At 39.7% G+C, this 23,911-nt stretch carries 19 protein-coding genes and 1 tRNA gene; 15 read left to right on the forward strand and 5 right to left on the reverse strand.

The window, feature by feature from the left end; genetic code table 11:
* Window positions 1–132: 132 nt before the first annotated feature.
* Window positions 133–1,644, reverse strand: coding sequence for a leucyl aminopeptidase (gene pepA / locus H5162_RS09795; protein ID WP_145234985.1), 1,512 nt, complete (start codon window positions 1,642–1,644; stop codon window positions 133–135).
* Window positions 1,645–1,908: 264 nt separating this feature from the next.
* Between pepA and lptF the strand changes: the two genes are divergently transcribed.
* Together lptF and lptG are read left to right on the forward strand one after the other, a co-directional pair.
* Window positions 1,909–3,021, forward strand: coding sequence for an LPS export ABC transporter permease LptF (gene lptF / locus H5162_RS09800; RefSeq protein WP_182732528.1), 1,113 nt, complete (start codon window positions 1,909–1,911; stop codon window positions 3,019–3,021).
* Entirely contained in the window at window positions 3,018–4,085 is a 1,068-nt protein-coding gene (gene lptG, locus H5162_RS09805; protein ID WP_145234989.1) for an LPS export ABC transporter permease LptG, read from the forward strand. The genes lptF and lptG overlap by 4 nt, the downstream gene beginning before the upstream one ends.
* Before the next feature lie 32 nt (window positions 4,086–4,117).
* Here lptG and H5162_RS09810 read toward each other — a convergent pair whose 3' ends face one another.
* Window positions 4,118–4,618, reverse strand: coding sequence for an RDD family protein (locus H5162_RS09810; RefSeq protein WP_145234991.1), 501 nt, complete (start codon window positions 4,616–4,618; stop codon window positions 4,118–4,120).
* Between the two features lie 253 nt (window positions 4,619–4,871).
* Between H5162_RS09810 and H5162_RS09815 the strand changes: the two genes are divergently transcribed.
* Both H5162_RS09815 and H5162_RS09820 read left to right on the forward strand, forming a co-directional pair.
* Window positions 4,872–4,956 (forward strand) — tRNA-Leu (locus H5162_RS09815).
* 296 nt (window positions 4,957–5,252) lie between these two features.
* Window positions 5,253–7,190, forward strand: coding sequence for a BspA family leucine-rich repeat surface protein (locus H5162_RS09820; protein ID WP_182759604.1), 1,938 nt, complete (start codon window positions 5,253–5,255; stop codon window positions 7,188–7,190).
* Between the two features lie 461 nt (window positions 7,191–7,651).
* On the opposite strand, the gene H5162_RS09825 is transcribed toward H5162_RS09820, so the two are convergent.
* The 3 genes from H5162_RS09825 to H5162_RS09835 form a co-directional block, all read right to left on the reverse strand.
* A complete protein-coding gene (locus tag H5162_RS09825; RefSeq protein WP_145234995.1) occupies window positions 7,652–8,035 on the reverse strand; it encodes a DUF1842 domain-containing protein in 384 nt (127 codons plus the stop codon).
* Between the two features lie 227 nt (window positions 8,036–8,262).
* Entirely contained in the window at window positions 8,263–9,558 is a 1,296-nt protein-coding gene (locus H5162_RS09830) for a PAS domain-containing sensor histidine kinase (RefSeq protein ID WP_259398201.1), read from the reverse strand.
* Window positions 9,555–10,904: a sigma-54 dependent transcriptional regulator gene (locus H5162_RS09835; RefSeq protein ID WP_182734584.1), complete on the reverse strand. Its 1,350-nt coding sequence runs from the start codon at window positions 10,902–10,904 to the stop codon at window positions 9,555–9,557. The genes H5162_RS09830 and H5162_RS09835 overlap by 4 nt, the downstream gene beginning before the upstream one ends.
* A 344-nt stretch (window positions 10,905–11,248) precedes the next feature.
* Between H5162_RS09835 and H5162_RS09840 the strand changes: the two genes are divergently transcribed.
* From H5162_RS09840 to H5162_RS09890, 11 genes are all read left to right on the forward strand, one after another.
* The gene (locus tag H5162_RS09840; RefSeq protein ID WP_145235000.1) at window positions 11,249–12,499 is read left to right on the forward strand and encodes an HlyD family secretion protein; all 1,251 of its coding nucleotides are present in this window, start codon (window positions 11,249–11,251) and stop codon (window positions 12,497–12,499) included.
* Between the two features lie 17 nt (window positions 12,500–12,516).
* On the forward strand, window positions 12,517–13,254 hold the full coding sequence (locus H5162_RS09845; protein ID WP_182732533.1) for an ABC transporter ATP-binding protein: 738 nt from the start codon (window positions 12,517–12,519) through the stop codon (window positions 13,252–13,254).
* 87 nt (window positions 13,255–13,341) lie between these two features.
* Entirely contained in the window at window positions 13,342–15,777 is a 2,436-nt protein-coding gene (locus tag H5162_RS09850) for an ABC transporter permease (protein ID WP_182778386.1), read from the forward strand.
* Window positions 15,778–15,964: 187 nt separating this feature from the next.
* Window positions 15,965–16,426, forward strand: a complete 462-nt coding sequence (locus H5162_RS09855) for a GNAT family N-acetyltransferase (protein ID WP_145235007.1) — start codon at window positions 15,965–15,967, stop codon at window positions 16,424–16,426.
* Between the two features lie 511 nt (window positions 16,427–16,937).
* On the forward strand, window positions 16,938–17,489 hold the full coding sequence (locus tag H5162_RS09860) for a cytochrome b (RefSeq protein WP_145235009.1): 552 nt from the start codon (window positions 16,938–16,940) through the stop codon (window positions 17,487–17,489).
* Between the two features lie 367 nt (window positions 17,490–17,856).
* Window positions 17,857–19,539 (forward strand): hypothetical protein, encoded by a 1,683-nt coding sequence (locus H5162_RS09865; protein ID WP_182778388.1) that lies wholly within the window; start codon window positions 17,857–17,859, stop codon window positions 19,537–19,539.
* Window positions 19,540–19,626: 87 nt separating this feature from the next.
* Window positions 19,627–20,169 (forward strand): hypothetical protein, encoded by a 543-nt coding sequence (locus tag H5162_RS09870; protein WP_182778390.1) that lies wholly within the window; start codon window positions 19,627–19,629, stop codon window positions 20,167–20,169.
* A 456-nt stretch (window positions 20,170–20,625) separates the two neighbouring features.
* On the forward strand, window positions 20,626–20,883 hold the full coding sequence (locus H5162_RS09875) for a type II toxin-antitoxin system Phd/YefM family antitoxin (protein WP_149981240.1): 258 nt from the start codon (window positions 20,626–20,628) through the stop codon (window positions 20,881–20,883).
* Window positions 20,871–21,170: a type II toxin-antitoxin system RelE/ParE family toxin gene (locus tag H5162_RS09880; protein ID WP_145241241.1), complete on the forward strand. Its 300-nt coding sequence runs from the start codon at window positions 20,871–20,873 to the stop codon at window positions 21,168–21,170. Before H5162_RS09875 ends, H5162_RS09880 begins: the two co-directional genes overlap by 13 nt.
* A 337-nt stretch (window positions 21,171–21,507) precedes the next feature.
* Window positions 21,508–22,020 (forward strand): AAA family ATPase, encoded by a 513-nt coding sequence (locus H5162_RS09885; protein ID WP_145241240.1) that lies wholly within the window; start codon window positions 21,508–21,510, stop codon window positions 22,018–22,020.
* 552 nt (window positions 22,021–22,572) lie between these two features.
* A complete protein-coding gene (locus H5162_RS09890; protein ID WP_182778392.1) occupies window positions 22,573–23,511 on the forward strand; it encodes a DUF4268 domain-containing protein in 939 nt (312 codons plus the stop codon).
* The last annotated feature ends 400 nt before the right edge of the window (window positions 23,512–23,911 follow it).

Raw genomic sequence — 23,911 nt, forward strand, 5'->3', positions numbered from 1 at the left:
AAAGCAGGGATTTTGCCATATAACGCGTTTTGCTTCAATTAATACGCTAATTTATACGTTAATAAGTGGGGAATAAATAAGGCGCTAAAAAGCGCCTTATTTAAATTTACAATGTATTGTTAAACGCGGGGTTTAATCTTGGCTGGTTTCGCTTACACCGGCACGGTTGAGTAAATATTGCGTAAGCATTGGCACCGGTCGACCTGTTGCGCCTTTGTTTTTACCACTGCGCCAAGCAGTGCCTGCGATATCTAAATGGGCCCAGTTATACTTTTTAGTAAACTTAGATAAGAAGCATGCTGCTGTTATCGTTCCCGCAGAGCGGCCGCCTAAGTTAGTAAAATCAGCAAATGGGCTTTCTAGTTGATCTTGATAATCATCCCACAGTGGCAACTGCCACGCACGGTCGCCACTTTGCTCAGATGCTTTTAACAAGTCATGTGCCAGTGGGTTGTGGTTAGATAATAACCCCGTTGCATGAGCGCCAAGGGCAACAATACAAGCGCCAGTTAAAGTAGCGACATCAATCACGGTTTCAGGTTCAAAGCGCTCAACATAAGTGAGTGCATCACATAATACTAAGCGGCCTTCAGCGTCGGTATTTAGTACTTCAACTGTTTGCCCTGACATAGTGGTCAAAATATCACCCGGACGATAAGCATTCGAGCTTGGCATGTTTTCACAACCTGCGAGTACACCAATTACGTTAATCGGTAATTGCATTTGCACCAAAGCACGCATTGCGCCAATAACACCGGCTGCACCGCCCATGTCGTATTTCATTTCATCCATGGCTTCGCCTGGTTTGAGTGAAATACCACCTGAGTCAAAGGTTAAACCTTTACCAACTAGCACGATTGGGGCTTGATCTTTCGCGCCGCCTTGGTAGTTAATTACCGACATAATAGATTCGTTATCACTACCACGACCAACTGCTAAGTATGAATTCATACCTAACTCTGCCATTTTATCTTCGCCAATTATATCAACTGTAACGTTGTCAAAGTTAGCTGCAAGTTCTTGCGCTTGTTCACCTAAATATGCAGGATTACAGATGTTTGGCGGCATGTTCGCTACGTCTTTACATAACTTACTACCTGCAGCGATCGCTAGACCATGTTCAATGGCGCTTTCACCAATGGTAAGTTCGCGGCGAGTTGGCACGTTAAACACAATTTTACGCAGCGGGCGACGCGGGTCACTTTTTTTGCTTTTTAATTGGTTAAATGTGTACAAGCAGTCTTGGGTGGTTTCGACCGCTTGGCGGACTTTCCAGTAGGTGTCGCGACTTTTAACATGTTGCTCAGTTAAAAAGCATACCGCTTCCATCGACCCAGTTTCATTTAGGGTATTGATAGTTTTTGAAATAATTTGTTTGTATTGTTTGTCGTCTAGCTCGCGCTCTTTACCACAGCCGACCAATAGTATGCGTTCACTTAACACATTGGGTACATGATGCAATAACAGCACTTGTCCCGGCTTGCCTTCAAGGTCGCCGCGACGCAATAAATTAGAGATATAACCATCACTGATTTTATCGAGTTGTTCACCAATGGGGGATAAACGACGTGGCTCATAAACGCCAACTACAATACATGCGCTACGTTGCTTTTCAGGACTACCACTTTTTACGCTAAATTCCATTGTCACTCCTAATTTTGAGTCATTTAACCCTTAAATAAGGGTAATAAAATAAAAATCCAGATACTAGCTTAATATTAGCTTATAAACGCTGACTCATTATGTGTATTTGAACTTTATACTTTTGTAGCCATCAATACCACTAATGCGACAATATATCGAGTTGCTAGGTATGATATTTAATGTTGATGACATATAATAAAACCCTAAGTTTACTCAAATTTTCTTACTCTTGAAGTAAAACATCATGTTTAACAGGGGCGATCATTGCTAATTTTCCGTTATTTGACCACTGAAGTTTTAAAGTCTCAGGTCGCCGTATTTTTAACTTTGATGACAATTTTTTTGTCGCAAAAGTTTGTTGTTATTCTAAGCGACGCCTCTGAAGGCGGTATTCCTGCTAAGTTAGTACTGTCGATGATTGCACTAAAGTTACCGCAATTGGCATCATTAATACTACCGCTAAGTATCTTTTTAGGGATTATTCTCGCCTACAGTCGCATTTATGCCGACAGTGAAATGACTGTTCTCAAAGCCTGTGGCGTTAGTGAATGGTACGTAGTGCGTGTAACCTTAGTTTCTAGTGTGGTACTAGCGCTATTGGCGGGAGTACTGACTTTATATATAGCCCCATGGGCGAGTGAACAAGAATATCAATTGAAAGAACAAGCCAAAGCGGATGCCGGGTTATCAGCGCTGCGTGCTGGGCGCTTTCAACAAACAGGGAACGAAAAAGCGGTGGTGTTTATTCACAATATCGAAAACGGCGGCAAAGAATTACACAAAGTATTTGTAGCACAACTACCCGATAGTGAAAAAGACAATCTCGCACGGTTAGTATATGCGCAGCGGGGTGTGGTGGTCGAGCAAGAAAGCGGTGAGCAGCAATTGGTGCTCAGTGACGGTAAGCGTTACGAAACTGACGGCGAAACGCCAGCGCTCAATTTAACCGAATTTGATGGCTATAGTGTACAAATCCGTGAGCAAGAGATAGAACATCAACGCCGCAAACTTGAAGCTGTGCCGACCATTGATTTGTTTGCGATGAAAACGACTGATGCGATTGCTCAGTGGCAGTGGCGTCTTGCTATTCCGCTTTCTATTCCGCTACTTACTTTATTAGCAGTACCGCTGAGTGTCGTTAATCCGCGCCAAGGTAAGTTTGCCAAGTTAGTACCTGCCATAAGCTTGTATTTAGGTTATTTCATCTTATTGAATGCAGCAAAATTTGCAGTTGAGGATGGTAAAATTCCGCCTTCAATTGGCCTATGGTGGATCCACTTTACGGCGTTATTTATCGGCGGCTTTTTGATCATTAAAGGGCGGCCACTCGGTGCTTGGCTAAAAGCTGTGTTGACTAAGCGGGAGTATGGCGCATGATGAAAATGCTTGATTGGTACTTAGGCCGTAGCATCTTGCAAACCACTGGTTTTGCTTTGATGGTCTTGGTGGGGATCAGTACCCTGATTAAATTTATTGAGCAGCTTAAATCAGTCGGTCGCGGTAGCTATGATATTGCAACTGCATTGTTATATACATTATATAGCATGCCTGGCGATCTTGTGGTGTTCTTCCCAATGGCCGCTTTAATTGGTGGCTTAACAGGTCTTGGAGCACTTGCGTCAAATAGTGAACTGGTGGTTATGCAAGCTGCTGGTATGTCGCGTTTGCAAATTATTGTCTCAGTGATGAAAACTGCAATATTTATGGCGCTTTGTATGATGGTATTAGGCGAGTGGGGCGCACCGGCCGCACAGCTCAAAGCGAAAGAAATGCGTAATCAAGCTATACACGGTGGCGATGTATTTAACGCTCAGCAAGGTGTATGGGCTAAAGATGGTAATAACTTTATTAATATAGAAGATGTTGACCAAAACGGCGTATTACACGGTGTGAACATGTATCATTTTGATAAATCACTACAACTTACACAAATTACTAAAGCTCGCGAAGCAGTAGGCCGTAAAGATGGTTGGTTACTTCGTGATGTAAGTAAACTGCAACTCAGTGAAGAGTTGATCAGTACACAGCAACAAGATGAAGAGTTTTACGAATCACAACTTACAGCTGAAAAGCTGGGTGTAGTATCGGTAAAACCAGAGGCGCTTTCTTTCACAGGACTTTGGTCGTATTTAGGTTATTTAAAACAAAATGAGCAAGATACCAGCACCTATGAGCTGGCTTTATGGCGTAAAATTATGCAGCCAGTATCGATAGCGGTGATGTTATTAGTGGCGCTGTCGTTTATATTTGGCCCACTGCGTACAGTGACGATGGGCGCGCGGATTGTAATGGGCGTAGTAACCGGTATTGCATTTCACCTAACCAATGAAATATTTGGTCCTGTGGTGATGGTGTATCAAATCCCTGCGATAATCGGGGCGACTTTACCAAGCATAATATTTATAGGTTTTGCGACTTACTTGCTTAATAAGCGAAATTGATAATGGGGAGCTAGCAGCCTAGCTCCTTATTGCTAATCTAAAGAACGATAAATTCGTTTGTTTTCTTCTTTTGTTAGCGCAACAACCTCGGTTTTAGACAGGTAATCTTGCAGCGCTCGTTTGTTTTTAAAATCAACTAATACCACTAAATTACCCAAGCCAAGTAATGCGGTTACGCTACGAATAACGGCTTGTGACCAACTAATTAGCTTACCATCGCGAGTTTGTACTTTTAAACGCCATGCGCGCATACCAATCGTTTGGCCACTCTTAGTCCAAAAATAGCCAAAAAACACTAACGCTACAACGACTAAAAGTGTACTGCGAAGACCTGATAACAATAGTGAATTTTGAATTAGCGCAGACACATCCTCAGCACCATTTAAACTAATAACCTCAAGTGAAATAAGCCCTTGTACGGCAAACAAATACAAAACAACGCTTAGCATAGCAAATGCAATAATAGCTAACGTATCGTAAACTAACGACGCAAAGCGACGCCAAAAGCTCGCACGCGGAAATTCAGCAGACATAAATAAACTCACAAAGTTAATATGTGCGCTAGTTTAGCAAATAGCGAGACAAATACTAGCTAGTCGCTTTTATGAGTGAATGTTAATGGTTGCTCAATTGTTAAGCGGTTGATCGTGGTTTTGTAAAAAACGCTTGCTGCTCCTCTTATTGTTTGTATAATGCATGGCATAGAGACAAAGACAGCTTGATAAGTCCTAGCTCTAAAGTGGTTTTTCTTTATCTTCTCATGTTAGAAGGTTAAAGAAAAATGATGCCAGCGTGATGAAATTGGTATACATGGGGGATTCAAAATCCCCTGCCGCAAGGCGTGCCGGTTCAAGTCCGGCCGCTGGTACCACTTTTGATAGCCCTTGCTTTTTAGCAAGGGTTTTTTTATGCCTATAGAAAAGTGAAATGCGGACTCGAGCGCCACTCAAATCAATATTTGACGATGAACCATAGCTTTTTTAGCCAATCCGTATCGTTTTAACTTTCCCTCATGCTGATTAAAAAACTTATCAACAATAGTCTATTGGTAAATAAATACAGATTACCTATTGTGGGTATAGTAGAATGCGCGCCCTAAATATATTTTTACTTTATTACTTACCCTTACTCAAAGTTCGTACATTGAGGCATTTTAAAGGAAAAAAAATGACGACTAATCGCTTATTTATCTTTAAGCATATTTTTATTTTGTGCATTCTGTTTACATTATCTGCTTGTGGCGGTGGCTCTGGTAGTGCAGAAAAATCTGACACAGGAACTAATTCAAACCTAGATATAACAGCGCCTGTTATTACTTTAAACGGTTCGCAAGCTATTACGCTCAATATAGGCAATAGCTACCAAGAGTTAGGTGCATCTGCTTCAGACGATAAAGACGGTAGCGTAAGTGTTAGCGTGTCAGGCTCTTTGAACCTTAATCAAGCTGGTGTATATACGTTTACATACACTGCTACTGACAGCGCGGGAAACTCTTCAAGTGTAATTAGAACAATTACAGTGGTTGCACCCGACGATACACAAGCGCCAACTATAACGTTGAATGGTGAAAAGTCTATTTCTCTTGAGCTGGGCGAATCATACCAAGAACTAGGGGCGCAAGCACAAGACAATGTGGATGGAACAGTCAGTGTCGCTATTTCAGGCTCAGTGGACGAAAGTACGCCCGGCGACTACACAATTACATATACTGCAGTCGATTCCGCTGGTAATACGGGTTCAATTACCCGAAAAGTGACAGTACTTGAGGCTAAAGACATCTCGCCACCGCTGCTTACTCTCATTGGTAAAGAGTATATTAAGTTATTCTTAAATGAAGAGTACTCAGAGCAAGGGGCGTCGGCACTTGATGACTTTGATGGTGCAATCAGTGCGACAGTATTTGGTGAGGTTGACGTTAATAACGTAGGTGTATACATAGTTACCTATACTGCAACAGATAAAGCAGGAAACACGGCAAGTATTGAGCGCACTGTTGAGGTGGTTATACCTCGTGAATTTATCACAACCTGGAAAACGGATAATACACAACTGCTCTCAACAGATGCTAATACAATTAAAATTACAACTAAAGGCGAGGGTTATAATTTCCAGATAGAGTGGGGCGATGGCACTATCGACCGCAATGTTGTTAATACAATTACCCACACATACGAAACTAGCGGAACCTATACCATTAAAATAAGTGGTGATTTCCCACGTTTTTACTTTGATGAAATGCAAGCTGATTGGAGCAAATTATTAACGGTAGAGCAGTGGGGTGATATTCGTTGGTCATCAATGGAGCGTGCATTTATAAACTGCTCTAACCTTGTTATTAATGCCTTAGATACACCTGACTTATCAAACGTCACGAATCTTTCTTACATGTTTTCGTATGCGCAATCGTTCAATCAAGACATAAACGATTGGGATGTTTCTACTATTACTGATATGACCGGTATGTTTCAAGGTGCTATTTTATTTGATCAAGCTCTTGAAAGCTGGGATGTGTCTCGTGTCGTAAGAATGGGGCATATGTTTGATGGTGCAACGAACTTTAATCAAGATATTAGCAATTGGGATACAGCGAGCTTAAAAGACATGATACGCATGTTTAATAATGCCAGTCAATTCAACCAACCAATAGGCAGATGGACAGTTGGCGGTGTTTATAGGATGACAGGACTATTTGCTAATGCAGTGTCATTTAATCAAGACTTAGGTGATTGGAAAGTTGGGTTTGTATTTTATATGGGCAATATGTTTGATGGTGCATCAGCATTTAATCAAGACATTGGCCGCTGGAATGTGTCCGACGTTGCCTATATGAACAGTATGTTTCGCAATGCGGTTTCATTTGATCAGAACTTAAGTGATTGGGATATTTCTAACCTCAGTGATATGCGTAGCATGTTTGAAGGGATTGCATTGTCGGTTGAAAACTACGATGCTCTACTCAATGGCTGGAGTAAGTTATCGACTCCACCGCTAAAAATTGGTTTTCATGCTGGTAATAGCCAGTATTCTGAAGCTGGAAAAACTGGACGCGATATTCTCACTAACATACATGAATGGAATATTGCTGATGGCGGATTAGTACAATAGCATTTAACCAGTAAGCTGTGTTGTTCTATGTTTAGAGCATCGCAGCATTTACTTGCATCACAGAAGTGCATGGTTAATAAGCTCTATATTATATAAGTGTAAATTTATCTAGTGTTTATGAGTTACGGTAATAAGCCTTTTAAAAACGCGATACATGATAAGTTGAGCCATAAAACAAGTTGGCAGAGAACTTAACTTATTGATTAAAAATCTAGGTAATGCATACAAGGACAGTCGTAAAGCAAATTCACACTGTTCTTCAGCGCACTTATCAAATAGAAGCAAGTTGCTCAGTATTAAATCAACAGATACTTTAAATATAGTTGTAGTCGTGCGGACTTGTTTACCTTCAGCTTTAGTTAAAACGTGAGCCAAGAAAACCTAAACAGGTGAGAGCTAAGCGACGTTCAAAGTTACTATACGCCGCTTAATTTAATCTAGTAGAGCAAACTATGTTCTATTTAGTCAATTAGAGTCACTTTGCATTGGTAGGTATTATCACCCACTGAAAAACTGCCTTTGCCATTCCATTGGTTATCAACGCCAAAGCTTGCCGTAAAAGGTGACTGGTAACTACCAATTGCAGGTGGTGGAAAAGACACCACTGCTTGACCTGTTAGCGCGCCAACTTTAGTTACATCATTATAGCCAGTTGCATGCATATGGCCCGATGCGCTAGCGGTGAAATGAGGTGAATGCTGCGTTCCTTCTTGGATGCTGCCATTCGCTCGACCATTTAATGAACCTGTTTTTGGATCTACAGCAAACTGAATTTCCATAGAGCCACCACCAACAACACCAGATTGAAATTGTAATTTAACGAGATATAAGCTTTCATCAGACATTTTCTTGTTCCTTTTGTAGATTGCATTCGCACTGTTATATGGTTACTAAGTAACCGAGTGAAATTGTAGAATGACCACCACAAAAGACATATTACAGCGTATTACATGAAGTTGAGTTTGAGGGCGTACAGGTTTTTTTATCGTTGTTTTTTAGAATAGGGGCTGCTTTTACAAAGTATTCGCTGATTAAACTAAATGTTCTTTTTAGTATTTCTTTTCGAAGCTAGCTACACTGGCAATAGTATTGTTGCGACTGCACCTTGGTGTTTTTCTTTATTCGCTAAGCTCAAACTACCATGATGCTGCTCTATCACGTTGCGACAAAAGCTTAGACCAATCCCTTGACCTTGTTGTTTAGTGGTGTAAAACGGCACGAATATGTTATCGGGGTTGGCAAGGCCTTGGCCGTTATCATCAATGGTGATGCAGCTTACTTTTCCTTGCTTATGCACACCTAATGTTATTTTAACGGGCGGGGTGCTTGCTTCGATGGCATTTTTTATTAGATTGATCATGACTTGATGAATAAACGTGCGGTCGGCCTTAAAAGTTGCGGCGTCTGTTACGCAGCTAAATGCAACGTCAGGGTATATTGCGCACACTTGTTTTAAAAATGTGTCGGTGTCTATTGCTACTATATTAAGTGCCAGTGGTTTATTTATATCGCCATAGCGCGTGACAAATTCATTAAGATAATTACAGCGCTCACTTATAACATTAAGTGCTTGTATTTGTCGTGGCTCGGTGAGCTTCACGGCGAGATTTTCAGCCATTGCAGTAACTGGTGTGAGTGAGTTGCGAATTTCGTGACCGAGTACGCGAATAATTTGCTGCCATGCTTGCAGTTGGCTTTCGCGAAGGGCTGAGGTGATGTCGATCATAACAATAAGTTGATGACAGCTGCCTTGCTCTATAAATTCACTGTGGCGTATTTGCCATTGCTGGGCTGTAATAACATCGCTAAATTGCCAATGTGCGTCTTGCTTTGTAAGCCCTAATTGTTCAGCGCTTGCATAGCGTAAGGTTTGCCATTGAGTCTGTTTAAATTCGCTAAACGCATTATTGGCATAACTGAGCTTATTATGTTGATCGAGCACCATGATCGGCACATTAAAATGCTCAATTAATTGGTACACCAAAAAAACATGCTGATCGTATCGCGACTTCTTTTTAAATAACTCTTCACTTAACTCAATCAAGCTTTGTTGTAATTGGTGAATACTCCCCGCCTGATAGCTGGGCTTAACGAGCTGGTTATAATCTTCGTTTAAAATGGCATCTAGGTGGGCGTAATTGCGGTTAAAGCTGTTGATCACTTTTTTATAGGTACGAATAAACAGCTTAAGATAAATAGCTAAAAATAGGATTGAGATAACGGCAGAAGTAACAACAGATAAAGCAAAACATTGGCCAATAAAATAGCACCCCAACGCTGCTAAAGTGCTACTAAAAAATGCAAAGCCAATTAAACTGCGTTCCAGCGATGAGTGATAAAGACAACTAAGTGTCATACTGCTTTTCATACGGTAATCCCGTATTTTTCAAGGCGACGATACATAGAAGATTTACCTAAACCTAATAATTTAGCGGCGTTAGGAATATGGCCTTGGGTCTGCTTGAGGGCTAAATCAATTAATTGGCGCTCTGCGTGCTCTAGTGTCATTAGTGGTAATGTGTTATTGATTTGACTGCTGTGCAGGTTTAAGTCATCGGCGGTCAATGTGTCGGTTGTTGCTAACAATATTGCCCGTTCAATCACATGGCTTAGCTCGCGTACATTGCCCGGCCAAGTATAGTGGTTTAATTCCTGTTTAGCGCATTCACTCAATGTAAGTATGGTGCTTGAGTATTTTTTAGCATGTAAATTTATAAAGTGCTCGCACAAAGGCACTATATCTTCAATGCGTTCGCGTAGTGGCGGTATTACAAACTCCAAAGTGTTTATCCGATAGTATAAATCTTCTCTAAACTGGCCTTGTTTTATCAGTGTGGCAATATCGCCATTGGTGGCACTGATCAAGCGTACATTGGTTTTTTTAGTGTGACTCGCGCCAACCATCTCAAACTCTTGGCTTTCGAGTACCCGTAATAATTTTGCTTGTTGTGGTAGTGGTATATTGGCTATTTCGTCTAAAAATAAACTGCCGTTATCGGCCAGTTCAAAGCGGCCAATGCGCTCATTTTTAGCATCAGTAAACGCGCCTTTTTTATGACCAAACATTTCGCTTTCAAATAACGATTCAACAATAGCCCCCATATTCACTGCAATAAACGGTTGTGTATGGCGAGTTGACTGCTGATGAAGCCATTGTGCTAATTGGCTCTTACCCGTACCATTTTCACCGGTTAGTAAAATGTTAGCATCGGTTTTAGCCACCTTAGCTAACTGACTTATCAGTTGTTGCATAGCGTGTGACTGATACACAAATGCAGGCGAGGCATGATCGTTAAGCTGTTGCAGCAACTTTTGATTTTGTTTGTTTAACTTTTTAAGTGTGAGTTGCTGATCGAGCAATTTTAATAAGCGCTGGTTTTGCCATGGCTTTTCAATAAAGTCACACGCACCGTGTTGCATAGCGCGAACCGCTAGATCTACGCTCGACCACGCAGTCATTGCGATGACAGGGATATCTAACTGTTGTTTATGTAAGTGCTGTAAAAACGCCAAACCTTCGTCACCTGATGTGGTGTCGCGGGTAAAATTCATATCGAGCAAAATAAGGTCAATCGCTTGGCTATCTTTAACTACTGCTTGCGCGCTAAAAGGTGAGTCGCATTCGAGCACTTGGTAGCCGTTATCTTCTAAAATAAAGCGCGCGCTTAGGCGGATTTCGGGGCTATCTTCAATGATCAAAATAGTGGCAGGCATAAACTTCCAAATAGGTGAATAAGCACAGGTTGATTGTAGCGTATAGCGATTTCTATGCCAGTGATTTTATTTTTGTATTTCAGCTTGTTAGCTATTTAAAGGTGATTTCAGTAGGTGTTCCAGTCCGATTACGGACTGCTTGCGTCCGATTTTGGGGTAGCGTGTCTGTCGAAGTGAAAGCCTTTAACTAGGGCCAGTCTCAAATTGATACTGAGGAGTCCGGTATCGCCGCTCAATAAGAATTCTTGAATAGTAAATACTTGTAATTCCTTGTATTTATTGATTTTTAATGTTGGCACGTGTTTCGCTATAGCTTAGATATACAAAGCATAATGCGGTGCAATATGGACATAGTAAAAACAAAAGTAGTCAAGCAGTTATCGCTTTGGCATAAGCTAATTTTATTACTGGCTGTTATTTTAATTGTGGCAGTGATTTATCAGCGCAGCAGTCAAGTAGGTGTGTCAGTATCGCGCAGTAATATTATTATTAGTGATGTACGCCAAGGCGCGCTTGCGATTACGGTTACAGGTTATGGTGAACTTAAATCTGCGCAGCAGCAATTGCTTACGGCAAAAACGTTGGCCACTGTGCAGGCTATTTTATTAAAACCAGGCGCAATAGTGACCAGTGACTCAGTGATTGTGCAGTTAGCCAATCCAGCGCTTGAGCAACAGCTCGAAAATGCGCAGCAAGAACTTAATAAACTCAATGCTAACTTACGCCAGTTAAGATTAAACAATACTCGCGAGTTATTAAACGAGCGCTCTCATGTGGCACAAAGCCATGCCGCTTACGAAAATGCCAAACTAAAATTAAAAGCTGAAACCAGTTTGGTTGAACAGGGCATAGTCTCAACGCTTAATTATCAGCGTAGCGTGTTAGACGAGCAACAACTTCGCCAGCAATTAGCAATAGCTAAGCAACGTTCAGAGCAACTAAAAGCCGTACACATAGAATCTGAAAACATTCAGCTTGAGCAAATTAAACAGCAACAAGGGTTAGTAGTTATGGCACAAACACAATTGGCCAACCTATCTGTAGTAGCGGGAATGGATGGGGTATTACAGCGTTTACCGATTGAGCTTGGGCAAAGCGTAAATGCAGGGCAAGAAATTGCGCTTATCGGCTCGGTTGATTCGTTAATTGCAATTATTCAAGTACCACAAAATCAAGTAGATGATATTCGGTTAGGGCAGCTCGCAGAAGTAGATACACGCCGCGGTGTTGTTATGGCAAAGGTGTCACGCATCAGCCCTGTGGTGAGTAATAATACAGTAGAGGTAGAGTTATCGTTGCCTAAAGAGCTCCCTGAAAATGTTCGGCCGCAATTAACAGTCGATGCCAATATTAAGGTCGCACAGCTAAAAGATGTTACTTATATCGAGCGCCCAGCAAACGTAAAACCGCACAGTGTAAGAGATCTGTATCAGGTAAACTCACAGCAGCAAAGCGCACACTTGGTTGATATCAAATTTGGTCGCGAGGCTGGGCGCTTTATCGAAATACTAAGCGGCGCACAGTTAGATCAGCAATTAATTATTTCAGATTTAACCAACCTTACTCGCAGCAATAGCGAAATTCTAATTAACTAATGAACAGGACAAAAATAATGACAGAGCAAAAAATAACGAACACCCAAGCCGATGTCGTATTAGCAATGAAAGGAATTAGTAAGGTATTTGAAACCCAAGAGTTACAAACCTATGCACTGCGTAGTATTGATTTGTGTATTTATCGCGGTGAATACTTGTCGATATCGGGGCCATCTGGCTGTGGTAAATCAACATTACTTTCATTATTGGGTTTACTTGATATGCCAACCAGCGGTGAATATTTAATTGACGGTAAAGACGTCTCTGCACTTTCGCTAAATCAGGCTGCTGAAATTCGCAATGCAAAAATAGGATTTATTTTTCAATCATTTAATTTAATTGATGAGTTAAGTGTGTTCGACAACGTGGCATTACCACTGCGTTATCACCACTGTAAACCAAACAAGCAAATGATTGCTGAAAAAGTAAAAGCGTGCCTTGAAAAAGTAGGGCTTGGGCATCGTATGAGTCATAAACCTAACCAATTATCTGGTGGACAGCAACAACGCGTGGCGATAGCCCGAGCGCTGGTGACTGAACCGGCAATATTATTAGTTGATGAGCCAACGGGTAATTTAGACTCAAAATCGGGAGATCAAGTTATGCACGTATTAAGTGAGCTACATGCAGCCGGCACCACTATTTGCATGGTGACACATGACCCGCGTTACTGTGATATGGCTACAAGGCAACTAAAGCTATTGGATGGTGAGATGCTAGGGGCTGTGGGTATAAAAGATCAGCTAAGTGCTTAAATAACCTGTTTAGTGAGAGTAAAATGGAATATCCAAAAATAATAAAACGTCAATGGCTATTAAGGGATAACTTAACGGAGTGCCATAATGACTTATAATTTAAAAAATGCATTACTTAATATAACTAATCATAAAGTTTACAGTTTAAGTGTTGTAGCGACGTTAAGTATTGTTTTAGCTGCATTAATTACTGTATTAACACTTGCCTATATTATGCTGTTAAAACCATTGCCATACCCTGAGCAAATGCGGTTAGTAAAAGCTGAATATGCTCAAATAGACCAAACCGGGGCGCTTAATACCCGCGCTTTTAATTACCCTGCACTGATTGGTTTATATAAAAATCATAACTTATTTGAGCAAGCTGCGTTGGTGTATTACGGTGAACAACGCCTTGATGATGTAGCGGGCTTACCCATAGTAAACACCTCATTTGTTACCCCTCAGTGGTTTGAAATGTTTGCAATTAAGCTACATTTAGGACGAGGTTTTACGCAAACCGAAGCTCTTGATAGTTTTAACCCCGTTGCCGTTATAAGTTATCGAACATGGCAAAATGACTTTGCCAGTAAAGAAAACATAATAGGTCAAACACTTAGTGTGGGCGCTCAGCAATTCAAAATTATAGGTGTGGCTGCAGCCAACTTTAAATCGCCTGCACTTATCAAAACAGGGCAGGTCACTGACGTATGGTTGCCGTGGGATTATAATTTAACCTCTGCAGAGGCTAAACCATTTTGGTGGAACCGTTACTCGCGCAGCCATTTTGTGGCTAAATTACCAAGCGATGTAAGCATTGAGCAGGCGAGTAAAAGGTTATCGCAGTATGTGGATGATGTATGGCAACAGCATATTACGACCGAAGCATTCTTTGCAGGTTGGCATATCGAACTTGAGCTAAACACCTTGCAAACAGTAATATTAAAAGAGACACCGCAGAATATTTATTGGCTCATTTTAGCTGTAACGGGGTTGGTTATTATTGCCTGTGTAAACATTAGTAACGTGTTTATTGTAAGAACTGCAGCGCGTAAACACACATTAGCACTGAGTGCGGCGCTGGGCGCAACACGGTTTACTTTGTTTAAACAGTTTTGGCTGGAGATTGCCTTGCTAATAGGCTTAGCAAGTATAATAGGCCTTGCGTTAGCGGCGATTTTTTTAGCAACCTTAAGCGATTTTGCCATGGCAATATTACCGCGCGCCAATGAGCTTTCTATTAATGCAGTATCATTCCTTATCACACTGGTTAGCGGCTTAATATTAACGACGCTGTTCGCTTTTTTATGTACGCGAATAGTAAATTACCAACAACTGATAAGTAGTTTAAAGTCAGCAGGAAAAGGGACGACAGTGCAGGTGGGCAAGCGCGTATGGCAAGGCTTGGTCGCTTTTCAAGTAGCTGTAGCGTGTACATTATTGTTTATTAACTTTTTAGTTTTTAGCGTTAATAAAAGTAATATTGACGAGGCTTTCACACTGCCACTTGAGCAATTAACGAGTTTAAAGGTTAATGTAGCAAGCCATGTAGCGGCTGATAGAGACAAAGCAAATCAGCTATTAGAGCAAGTAGCTAACGAGCTTGCTTTACTGCCAGAGGTTAGGCAAGTAAGTCGTTCATCATCACCTATAAACGATAATTTAATTACTTGGTCATTGGTTGAGGTAGCAAGCAATCAAAACGTATTACCTTATGGTAAATCAGTTGATGAGCAGTATTTTTCATTACTTAAACAACCCGTATTACAAGGACGTGGTTTTACAAACGAGGATACTAAAAGTAATGCGAATGTTATTATTATTAATGATGTACTAGCAGAAAAATTATCAAATGATGGTAATGCATTGGGCATGCATTTGAGTTTTGATATAACTTCAGGGCGCGAAAATGATTTAGTAATAATAGGCATAGTTAAAACAATGCTTATACCGGGGAAAACGTCGCTTGAGCCTAAAGCTTATTTGACTCGTGCTGGTTATAATTCATTTATTATCGAGTTTAAAAATGCTCAGCACTTAACAAAAAATACGCTTAACACCTTATTACAATCTATTGATTCAGGCTTATCAGTTCATCAATTAGCGCCATTAAATGCACAGCGCGATACAGCACTGTTTCGTCACTATGTAGTATCGGCGACAACGCTGATGATCATTGCTGCCACTATTGCCTTAACCAGTATTGGTTTGATAGGTATTATGCGCTACTCAGTGTTATTAAGGCGTGCTGAAATTGGTATTCATTTGTGTGTTGGCGCAAAGCCACTGGCATTGTTTTTGTTAGTATTTAAGCAAAATGGCAGCGCAATCGTAACGGGTATAATACTCAGTATTGCGTTATTGCTGGCTTTACAACAACCACTACAACTGATTGCGGATGGAGTACCGCAAATTATGCAGCTTGGTATGTTATTCATGACTTTATTGTTTGTAATTAGCCTTGGCGCACTGGCGTGTTATTTACCTTTAAGTGCCCAGCTAAAGCGCCCTGCAATTTACGGTGTACAAGGATCACAACAGTAAAGTGTGTAGTTTAGGAGGGACTGATTGAGTAAAAGGCTTAAATCAGCTCCTTCAACTAGCTCTTTTAAAAACACTTTATAAAATTTGGCACGTTGATAAGTTAATAATAATTATAAAGATGGTACGGGCTGAATGTTATTATCTGCAGTCTATACAACTAAAAATGCTACAACAGGGATTTCAGTCAATGATTGCAAAGTTAGATAATGCAAATGAGGCAGTCGCAAAGCAAATTTACACCACCTTTCAACGCTCTTATAAAATAGAAGCTGAATTAATAGGTACGCAGAATTTTCCGCCTTTATCGCGCACTGTTAATGATATACACAATTCGCAAACGCTTTTTTATGGATTTTATGACGATACTCAGCTTGCAGGGGTTATTGAACTGGTAATTATCAATGAGCGATTAGAAATTAATAGCTTAACGGTTGACCCAAAGCATTTTAGAAAAGGCATCGCCGATAAGTTAATCCGCTATGCGTTAACTAACTTTATTGAAACAGCATCAACAGCGATAGTTGAAACCGCAGTAGTTAACGAGCCCGCTATTAAGTTATATAAAAAGCATGACTTTGTTGAGTTTAAAAGATGGACGCCCGATCACGGTATTGAAAAGCTAGCCATGATTCGAACTGGCATTGTTTGATTCAAAAGCCACAGTGTAAAAAACGTTGTAAATTCAATTTCTTTTCAATTATTAGTTTAACTAGCAAATACTTATCGAAAGGTAACCAACGGTTGTTATTTTGTTATTTTGTTATGCCAATCACTTAAGTTTATTTTAAGTTTTACTGTTTACGCTTAACCAACCATATTTAAACATGATTTTTGAAATACAAATTTTATGTTTTAGATCACTAAATACTTAGTAACGATAGGTTACTGTATGTGGAGTATTTAATACGTACAAGGGTAGAGGTTACCTCTTCAAGCTCTCAAAACATAAGAGGTAGGTTGATGAGTAGCCATGTAATACCGATCGACTTAAATATTTAACCATTCTAGCGAGCTAAATAAAGCGCTAACTGCGTTATGATTTTTTCAAGTAGAACAACTACATGTCAAAATTTATGCCTTGTTATCACTGTATTTATCTGTCGCTATAAATGGTCAGTAACTTAACACGATTGGTATAATTTCATTTTTCGAGAGGCATTATGAATTTAAAAAACACGACAACTCATTACAATACGCTCTCCATTGCTTTGCATTGGCTTATGTTCATATTGATTGTAGCTGTTTACGCAAGCATTGAACTGCGCGAATTATTCGACAAAGGGACTACAACCCGAGATGCCTTTAAAATGTGGCATTTTATGCTTGGTTTATCGGTTTTAGCTTTAGTAAGCGTTAGGCTAATTGCTCGCGTAGTGGGTGGCTCGGCTCCTGATATAAAACCAGAACCAGCTAAGTGGCAAAATAACCTGGCCAAACTAGTGCATGTTATTTTGTATGGTTTCATGTTTGCTATGCCTATTGCTGGATGGTTAATTTTGAGCACGGCAGGCAAACCAATTCCGTTTTTTGGTCTAGAGCTGCCGCCATTGGCCAGTAAAGATTTAGACTTGGCTAAAACCATCAAAGAGCTGCATGAAACCGCAGGGGAAGTTGGTTATTACTTGATTGGATTACATGCAGCCGCCGCCTTATTCCACCATTATGTTTTATCTGATAATACGGTTGCAAGAATGCGTTTGCCGAAAAAATAACAGCGAATAAAAATTTAAAAAAGGGAGATTCAGTCTCCCTTTTTTAATTTTGCTGCTTTCTGTTTGACTGAACGCTATTGCCACTTTGACGAAGTTTGGCTAAAAGTGATCACAGGAAATTGAAATTGACTAAATATAATAGCTAATTAAGTGCTCAAACTGTTGTTTGCGCACATATTCAAGGATATGTGCGGCGCGCGTATATTGTTTCATTTAGCTTTGCTTAAAGATAATAGAAAACTTAGTGATAGTAATACCTTAGCTAATTTGTTAAAACTGTGTAAAGTATTAATGTGAGTGTGGTCGGAGTAGAAAGATCCGCCCTTCGCGCACTATAAAATTGTTATGCATTTTTGAAGGATTATCAATGTCGGTAGAAGTAATCAAAGATAAAATCTTTCAGTTCTTATCCTCAGGTGAACCTGAGGTTATGGCTATCAAGGGGGAGTGGGGAGTTGGAAAGACCTTTAGCTGGAAGAAGTTTCTTAAAGATGCCAGCTCTAAAGATAAAATAAACCTTGAACGCTACTCTTATGTCTCCCTTTTTGGTATCAACTCTTTAGAAGCTTTTAAATATTCAATTTTTGAAAATGTCGTTAAGAGAGAAATTATCGGTACTGAGGCTAGTATTGAGACTTTCAAGAAAAATACTTCGAGCCTAATAGAATCATTTGGAAGGCAATCTTTTAATTTATTAAAAGGCGCTCCAATAGTTAAATCATTCAGTCCTGCAATAGAGACAATTTCTTTCTTGTCACTAAATAACACGCTTATCTGTATAGATGACTTAGAAAGAAAAGGAAAAGGCCTAGAAATAAAAGATGTATTAGGATTGGTATCACTACTAAAAGAGCAAAAGAAATGTAAGGTAGTGTTGCTGCTCAATGACGGAGAAGATGGTCTCGAAGATTATGAGAAATACCGTGAAAAGGTAATTGATATTGAACTTGCTTTTGCTCCAGACCCAGAAGAGTGCTCATCAATAGCGTACTCTGACGAAAACCCTAATTATTCAAGGCTAAGAGAGTTAACTACTAGCCTCGGCATTCGAAATATTCGTATACTTAAAAAAATCGAACGACTCGTTACTTTATCTTTACCTCTCACAGAAGGGTTTGAGCCGGAAATAACAGATCAAGTCATACACTCGCTAGTACTTTATGCATGGAGTTATTTCTGCTCAAATTCAAACGAAGATATACCAACTTTAGAATTTATAACTAGTAAGGGCTATACGCTTCTTGGTATCGGGAATGAAGAAGTCAGTGAACAGCATAATAAGTGGCAAACTACTCTACAAGCATATGGTTATCAGCTTACCGACGGGCTAGATTTATTGTTGGCAGAAGCTGTCAAAACAGGTTATTTCGTCGAAGAAGATTTCAAAGAAAAAGCATCTAATAAAAACCAGGAAGTAGTCGCATCTAAATCCGAGGGGTCTTTCTCGGAAGCTTGGCGGCTCTATCATGATACTTTTAATGATAATAGCGATGAGGTTATTAATGGATTGTATGAAAGCTTTAAGGAAAACTGTAAATACATAACACCTCTAAACTTGAATGGCACTGTTTCATTGTTTCGGGAATTAGGTGAAGAGGATAAAGCGACCGAGATCATTGATATCTATATAGAAAGTAGAAAAGACGAAACTGAGCTCTTTAATATGAAGGAGAATAACGTTTTTGGTGATATTAGAGATCAAGAGGTTATTGATAAATTTAACGACATTTATAATAAGTCTGTTACTACCGAGACAGCGAAACAAGTCTTAGACAGGATAGCTGGCCAAAGTGGATGGAACCAAAGCGACGAAGTGGTATTAGCAAACACACCTATCGACGATTACTACCATTTATTTAAAACCGAGGTTGGTAGACATCTTTCATCCTTCGTGACTACATGTCTGAAATTCGGTCAGTTTGGAAATGCGAGTGATCAACAGAAAGAAATTGCCTATAGAGCTACAGAGGCACTACGAAAAATTGCCTCTGAGAGCGAAATCAACAAAAGAAGGGTCAAGAAGTTCGGAGTGAACCTTGAAGATGCATAACAAGGCGCTGCTACGGAAAATTTACTCGCTGGCGCTCCTAAATTTCCGCAGAGCGCGGCGTTGGCACGATAGCCTTAGAGTTTCGATATGAATATAGAAGTCACATTGATAATTGTACTTGTAGTCGTTATTGCTTTCTTTTTTCTTATTCAGAGGAAAGAAAACAAACCTGATCAGCTACAGGCTAGCAATTGTGAATCAAGTGAAACTCGTTCTCCGAAAAAATATGAGAAGGTCTCACATTCAAAGGAGCATCGTGCATTAATTAATAAGCCGTATAGCATGCAATGTAAAACAGAGGTGTTTACACTTGCCGAGCTTGAAATTATTAATAAATATGGAGCATGGTTAAGCGCTCTTGCGTCAAATCAGATTAATCCTGAAACCAAAGGTCAAAAGCTATTTGTAGAAGAGTGTCAGCGCTTCAGAGCACTTAATTTGAAGGAAATGCTTTCTTATTTTAGCAATCGTGATAAGGGTGGTTCAATTCAATCTGTATGGTTTAAGTATCTTTGTCGTTTAAAATTTGAAAGAGACAATCCAAGTATTATCAACGATAAAATAAAAGTTGATTGGGGTTGGCAAGGGCCACCAATAGAGTCAGGTGAATATGTTTTCTTTTCCAGATAGAGCATATAACACATATGAGCCTAAACTCTGTCAATAGGCACTAGTATTTTATTTGACCGTTTTTATAAATGGGCGGTCAATTCGAAATCAATAAACAAATTCGTTTACTTTGTCTGTCGATGCGGCTGTTAAGCAAATTGCTTACGGCAAACACATATAAGGTGCGTTACGCAGTAATCGCTTATTGCGATCTCATCGCAGCCAGGTTTTTCCCATATCCTTTTGGGGTCGCTGGGGCACTACGACTAAATGGATTTAGAAGGTAGAGTGAAGCAGGATGCCAGAGCCGAGACATTCATCGGTTAACTTCATCATGGCACTACTCAAGAGGGCTGGTTTCATCAATCGAATATGTCAGTCTAGTTTAGTCTAATTTTAATCTACATGCTCGTTAGCTGTGTTTCCTAAATTGCTTACTCAGTGCTACTATAGTGATACATTTTTGTGGAGGTTATTATGAGAGTAGAGTTAGTAACAACATTGAAACGCCAAGCGACGAAAATATTATCTGAACTGCATTTAACTAAAGAGCCCGTATTAATCACCGAACATGGGCAACCGTCAGCGTATCTTGTTGATGTTGATGACTTCGAATTCATGCAAAAACGTATGCAAATCCTTGAGGCGTTAGCTAAAGGCGAGCAGGCAATAAGTAGAGGAGAAACTACGTCTAATATTGAAGCTAAAGAGAAAATGAATAAATGGCTGAAATAATCTGGACAAATCCTGCTCTGGAAGATCTAAACGATATCGCTGAATATATTGCATTGAGTAACTTGCTGTCAGCTAAAAAGTTGGTGGCGAAAATCTTTGCTAAAGTTGAACGCCTTGAAGAGTTCCCTGAATCAGGGAAAACACCGATTGAACTATCAAATCTGAATTACCGTGAAGTGATAGTTAATCCTTGTCGTATATTTTACAAAATAGACAATGATAAGGTTTTTATTTTACACATAATGAGACAAGAGCGTGATTTACGTAAGTTCTTGTTGCAAATGTAGCTTACACTAATCGGGTAGCCTGAGCTCTTTCAACATCACCCATATGCGCTTTTTATTTACAGTAAGTGCAGTGGGCGGTTCACCTCCTGTAATCACGATGTACTGATAAGGCTAGGCACTTACCGCCTAAAATAAGCCACTCAAACACTTGTCAGACCTTCCAAAACGCCAATTAAAACAACAGCAAATCGTCTTTTATATTTTACGTGAAAGCCAGTTGTCGATTGAATCAAAATAGCAACTGGGCTATGGTTAATGCATCAATAAAAATAAATTAAAAACGAGTTACTCTACAGGCTCGTTAGGCTTTTTATTCGATCTCTGAGGGAAAATTAAATTGCTATATATTTTTGGCGGCTTGCCAGGTACTGGCAAGTCTGAGCTATCTAAATATTTGTCAGAGACTATCGGTGCTGTTTATTTGCGTGTTGATACGATTGAACAAACCTTAAAAAGCCATGGTATTAATCAGATTTACGATGAGGGATATAAGATTGCCTCATCGGTAGCGTCGGATAATTTAAAGCTTGGACAATCAGTTGTTGCTGATTCTACAAATCCAGTAAATGAGTCACGGGAGTTGTGGAGAAATACTGCAACTAGGTCAAGTGCTCAATTTATCGAAATTGAAGTTATCTGCTCTGACCTGCACGAGCATAAACAACGAATAGAAACTAGAGTTTCTGATATACCTGACTTACAACTTCCAACATGGGAGAGTGTTTATGAACGTGAATACTATCAATGGATGACTGAAAGAGTTGTTGTAGATACAGCAGGTAAAACTTTAGAGCAAAGTAAGCATGATTTAATGAATGCGCTAGGCTTATCAGTGCCAACAAAAGCCTAACAAATATGAGCCTTAACTCTGTCAATAGGCACTAGTATTTTCTTTGACCGTTTTTATACAGTGACGGTCAATTCTAAATCAATAAACAAATTCGTTTACTTCATCTGTGGATGTGGCTGTTAAGCAAGTAGCTTACGGCAAATACATAAGGGATCGCTGTGCAATCCTTACGTTATTAGCATAGCATTTGCTTATAGCCCTCTAAAGCGCAGCGCCTCTTAATCTCTTTGTGAATAATTCAATTAAAGATCTTTTGCACAAAGAGCAGAGAATGAGAAGTAAATGAGGATGAACTTGAAGGCTAATGTTAGCATGCGTTAAACACATTATATTAATAAAGATAGCCCATAACTCCTCAAAAAAGCCACTCAAACACCTGCAAAACGCCAATTAAAACAACACCAAGTCTTTTTTTATATTTTACGCGAAAGTCAGTTGTCGATTGAATCAAAATAGGAACTCGGCTATGGTTAATGCATCAATAAAAATAAATTAAAAACGAGTTATTCTACAGGCTCGTTTTATGCCAGTCGGATAAATAGGAAGTAATATATGTTTGGTGAGTTGAAGAAAGTTCCCTTACGAGATATTTGGGCGCACGAAGCGCAAGACTTTACTCCGTGGTTAGCAGAAAATATTGAAGAACTAGGTAATGCAGTCGGTTTGGAGCTTGAGTTGATTCAAGAAGAAGCTAGTGTGGGGAGTTTTTCTCTTGATATCTTAGCTAGGGATCTTGGTTCCGCTGAAAATGTTATTATCGAAAACCAGTTTTCTCAAACTGATCATGATCACTTAGGTAAGTTGCTAACATATGCAGCTGGTTTTGATGCTTCATTTGTAATTTGGGTTGCTGAAACAATTCGTGAAGAGCATCGACAAGCCTTAGACTGGCTAAACCACAGAACAGACAATCAAACTCAATTCTTTGCCGTTGTTGTTGAAGTTATTAAAATCGATGACTCAAAACCCGCGTTTAACCTAAAACCAGTTGTATTTCCAAACGAGTGGCAAAAGAGCAAGTCTGCAAATAAGTCTGTTCAAAAAACAAGTGCTAAATCTGAAAAGTATCGCGAATACTTTCAAGGTTTAATTAATGAGTTGCGAGACGATCACAAGTTTACTTCAGCTAAGGCTGGCCAACCCCAAAACTGGTATTCATTTGCTTCAGGTATCTCAGGTATCAACTATGGCGCAAATTTTTGTCAAGGTAATAAAGTGCGGACTGAGCTTTATATTGACTTTGGCAACGCTGAACAAAATGAGTCATGTCTGAGCTATTTACTTGAAAGCAGAGATGGTATTGAAAGTGAATTTGGTAATGTGCTTTCATGGGAGCCAATAGAGGGTAAAAGAGCCACTAGAGTAGCGGTTTATCGTGACGGTTCGATTTTAGATGAGAGTGATCTTTCTGATATTAAATTATGGCACATTAATAACTTAATTAAGTTTAAACATTTGTTTGGTAAAAGGATTCGTCAGCACTTAAAATAGGCGCATATGAAATATAAGCAGTGCTCTGCAATAATCCTGACGTTATTAGCACAGCATTTACTTATTGCCCTCTAAAGCGCAGCGGCTCTTAACCCTTTGTGAATAATTCAATTAAAGATCTTTTGCACAAAGAGAAGATAATGAGAAGTAAATGAGGATGAACTTGAAGGCTAAAATTGGTGTGTGAAAACCGCTAGGGCGAGGTCTTGTCTAATCCCTTTGTTTCCAGTAACGATTTTTACAAGTTAAAAGACCACTTTTTAATTTAAGTCGATTTAGCTACGGCTAACTTAACCAATTGTAGTTATATTAAAAAAACATGCTTGACTTAAATTAACGGCACTTTTATTTTTTCGTTGCTCGTTGCTCGTTGCTCGTTGCTCGTTGCTCGTTGCTCGTT

The organism is Pseudoalteromonas sp. SR41-8 (genome assembly GCF_014163915.1).
Classification (GTDB): domain Bacteria; phylum Pseudomonadota; class Gammaproteobacteria; order Enterobacterales; family Alteromonadaceae; genus Pseudoalteromonas; species Pseudoalteromonas rhizosphaerae.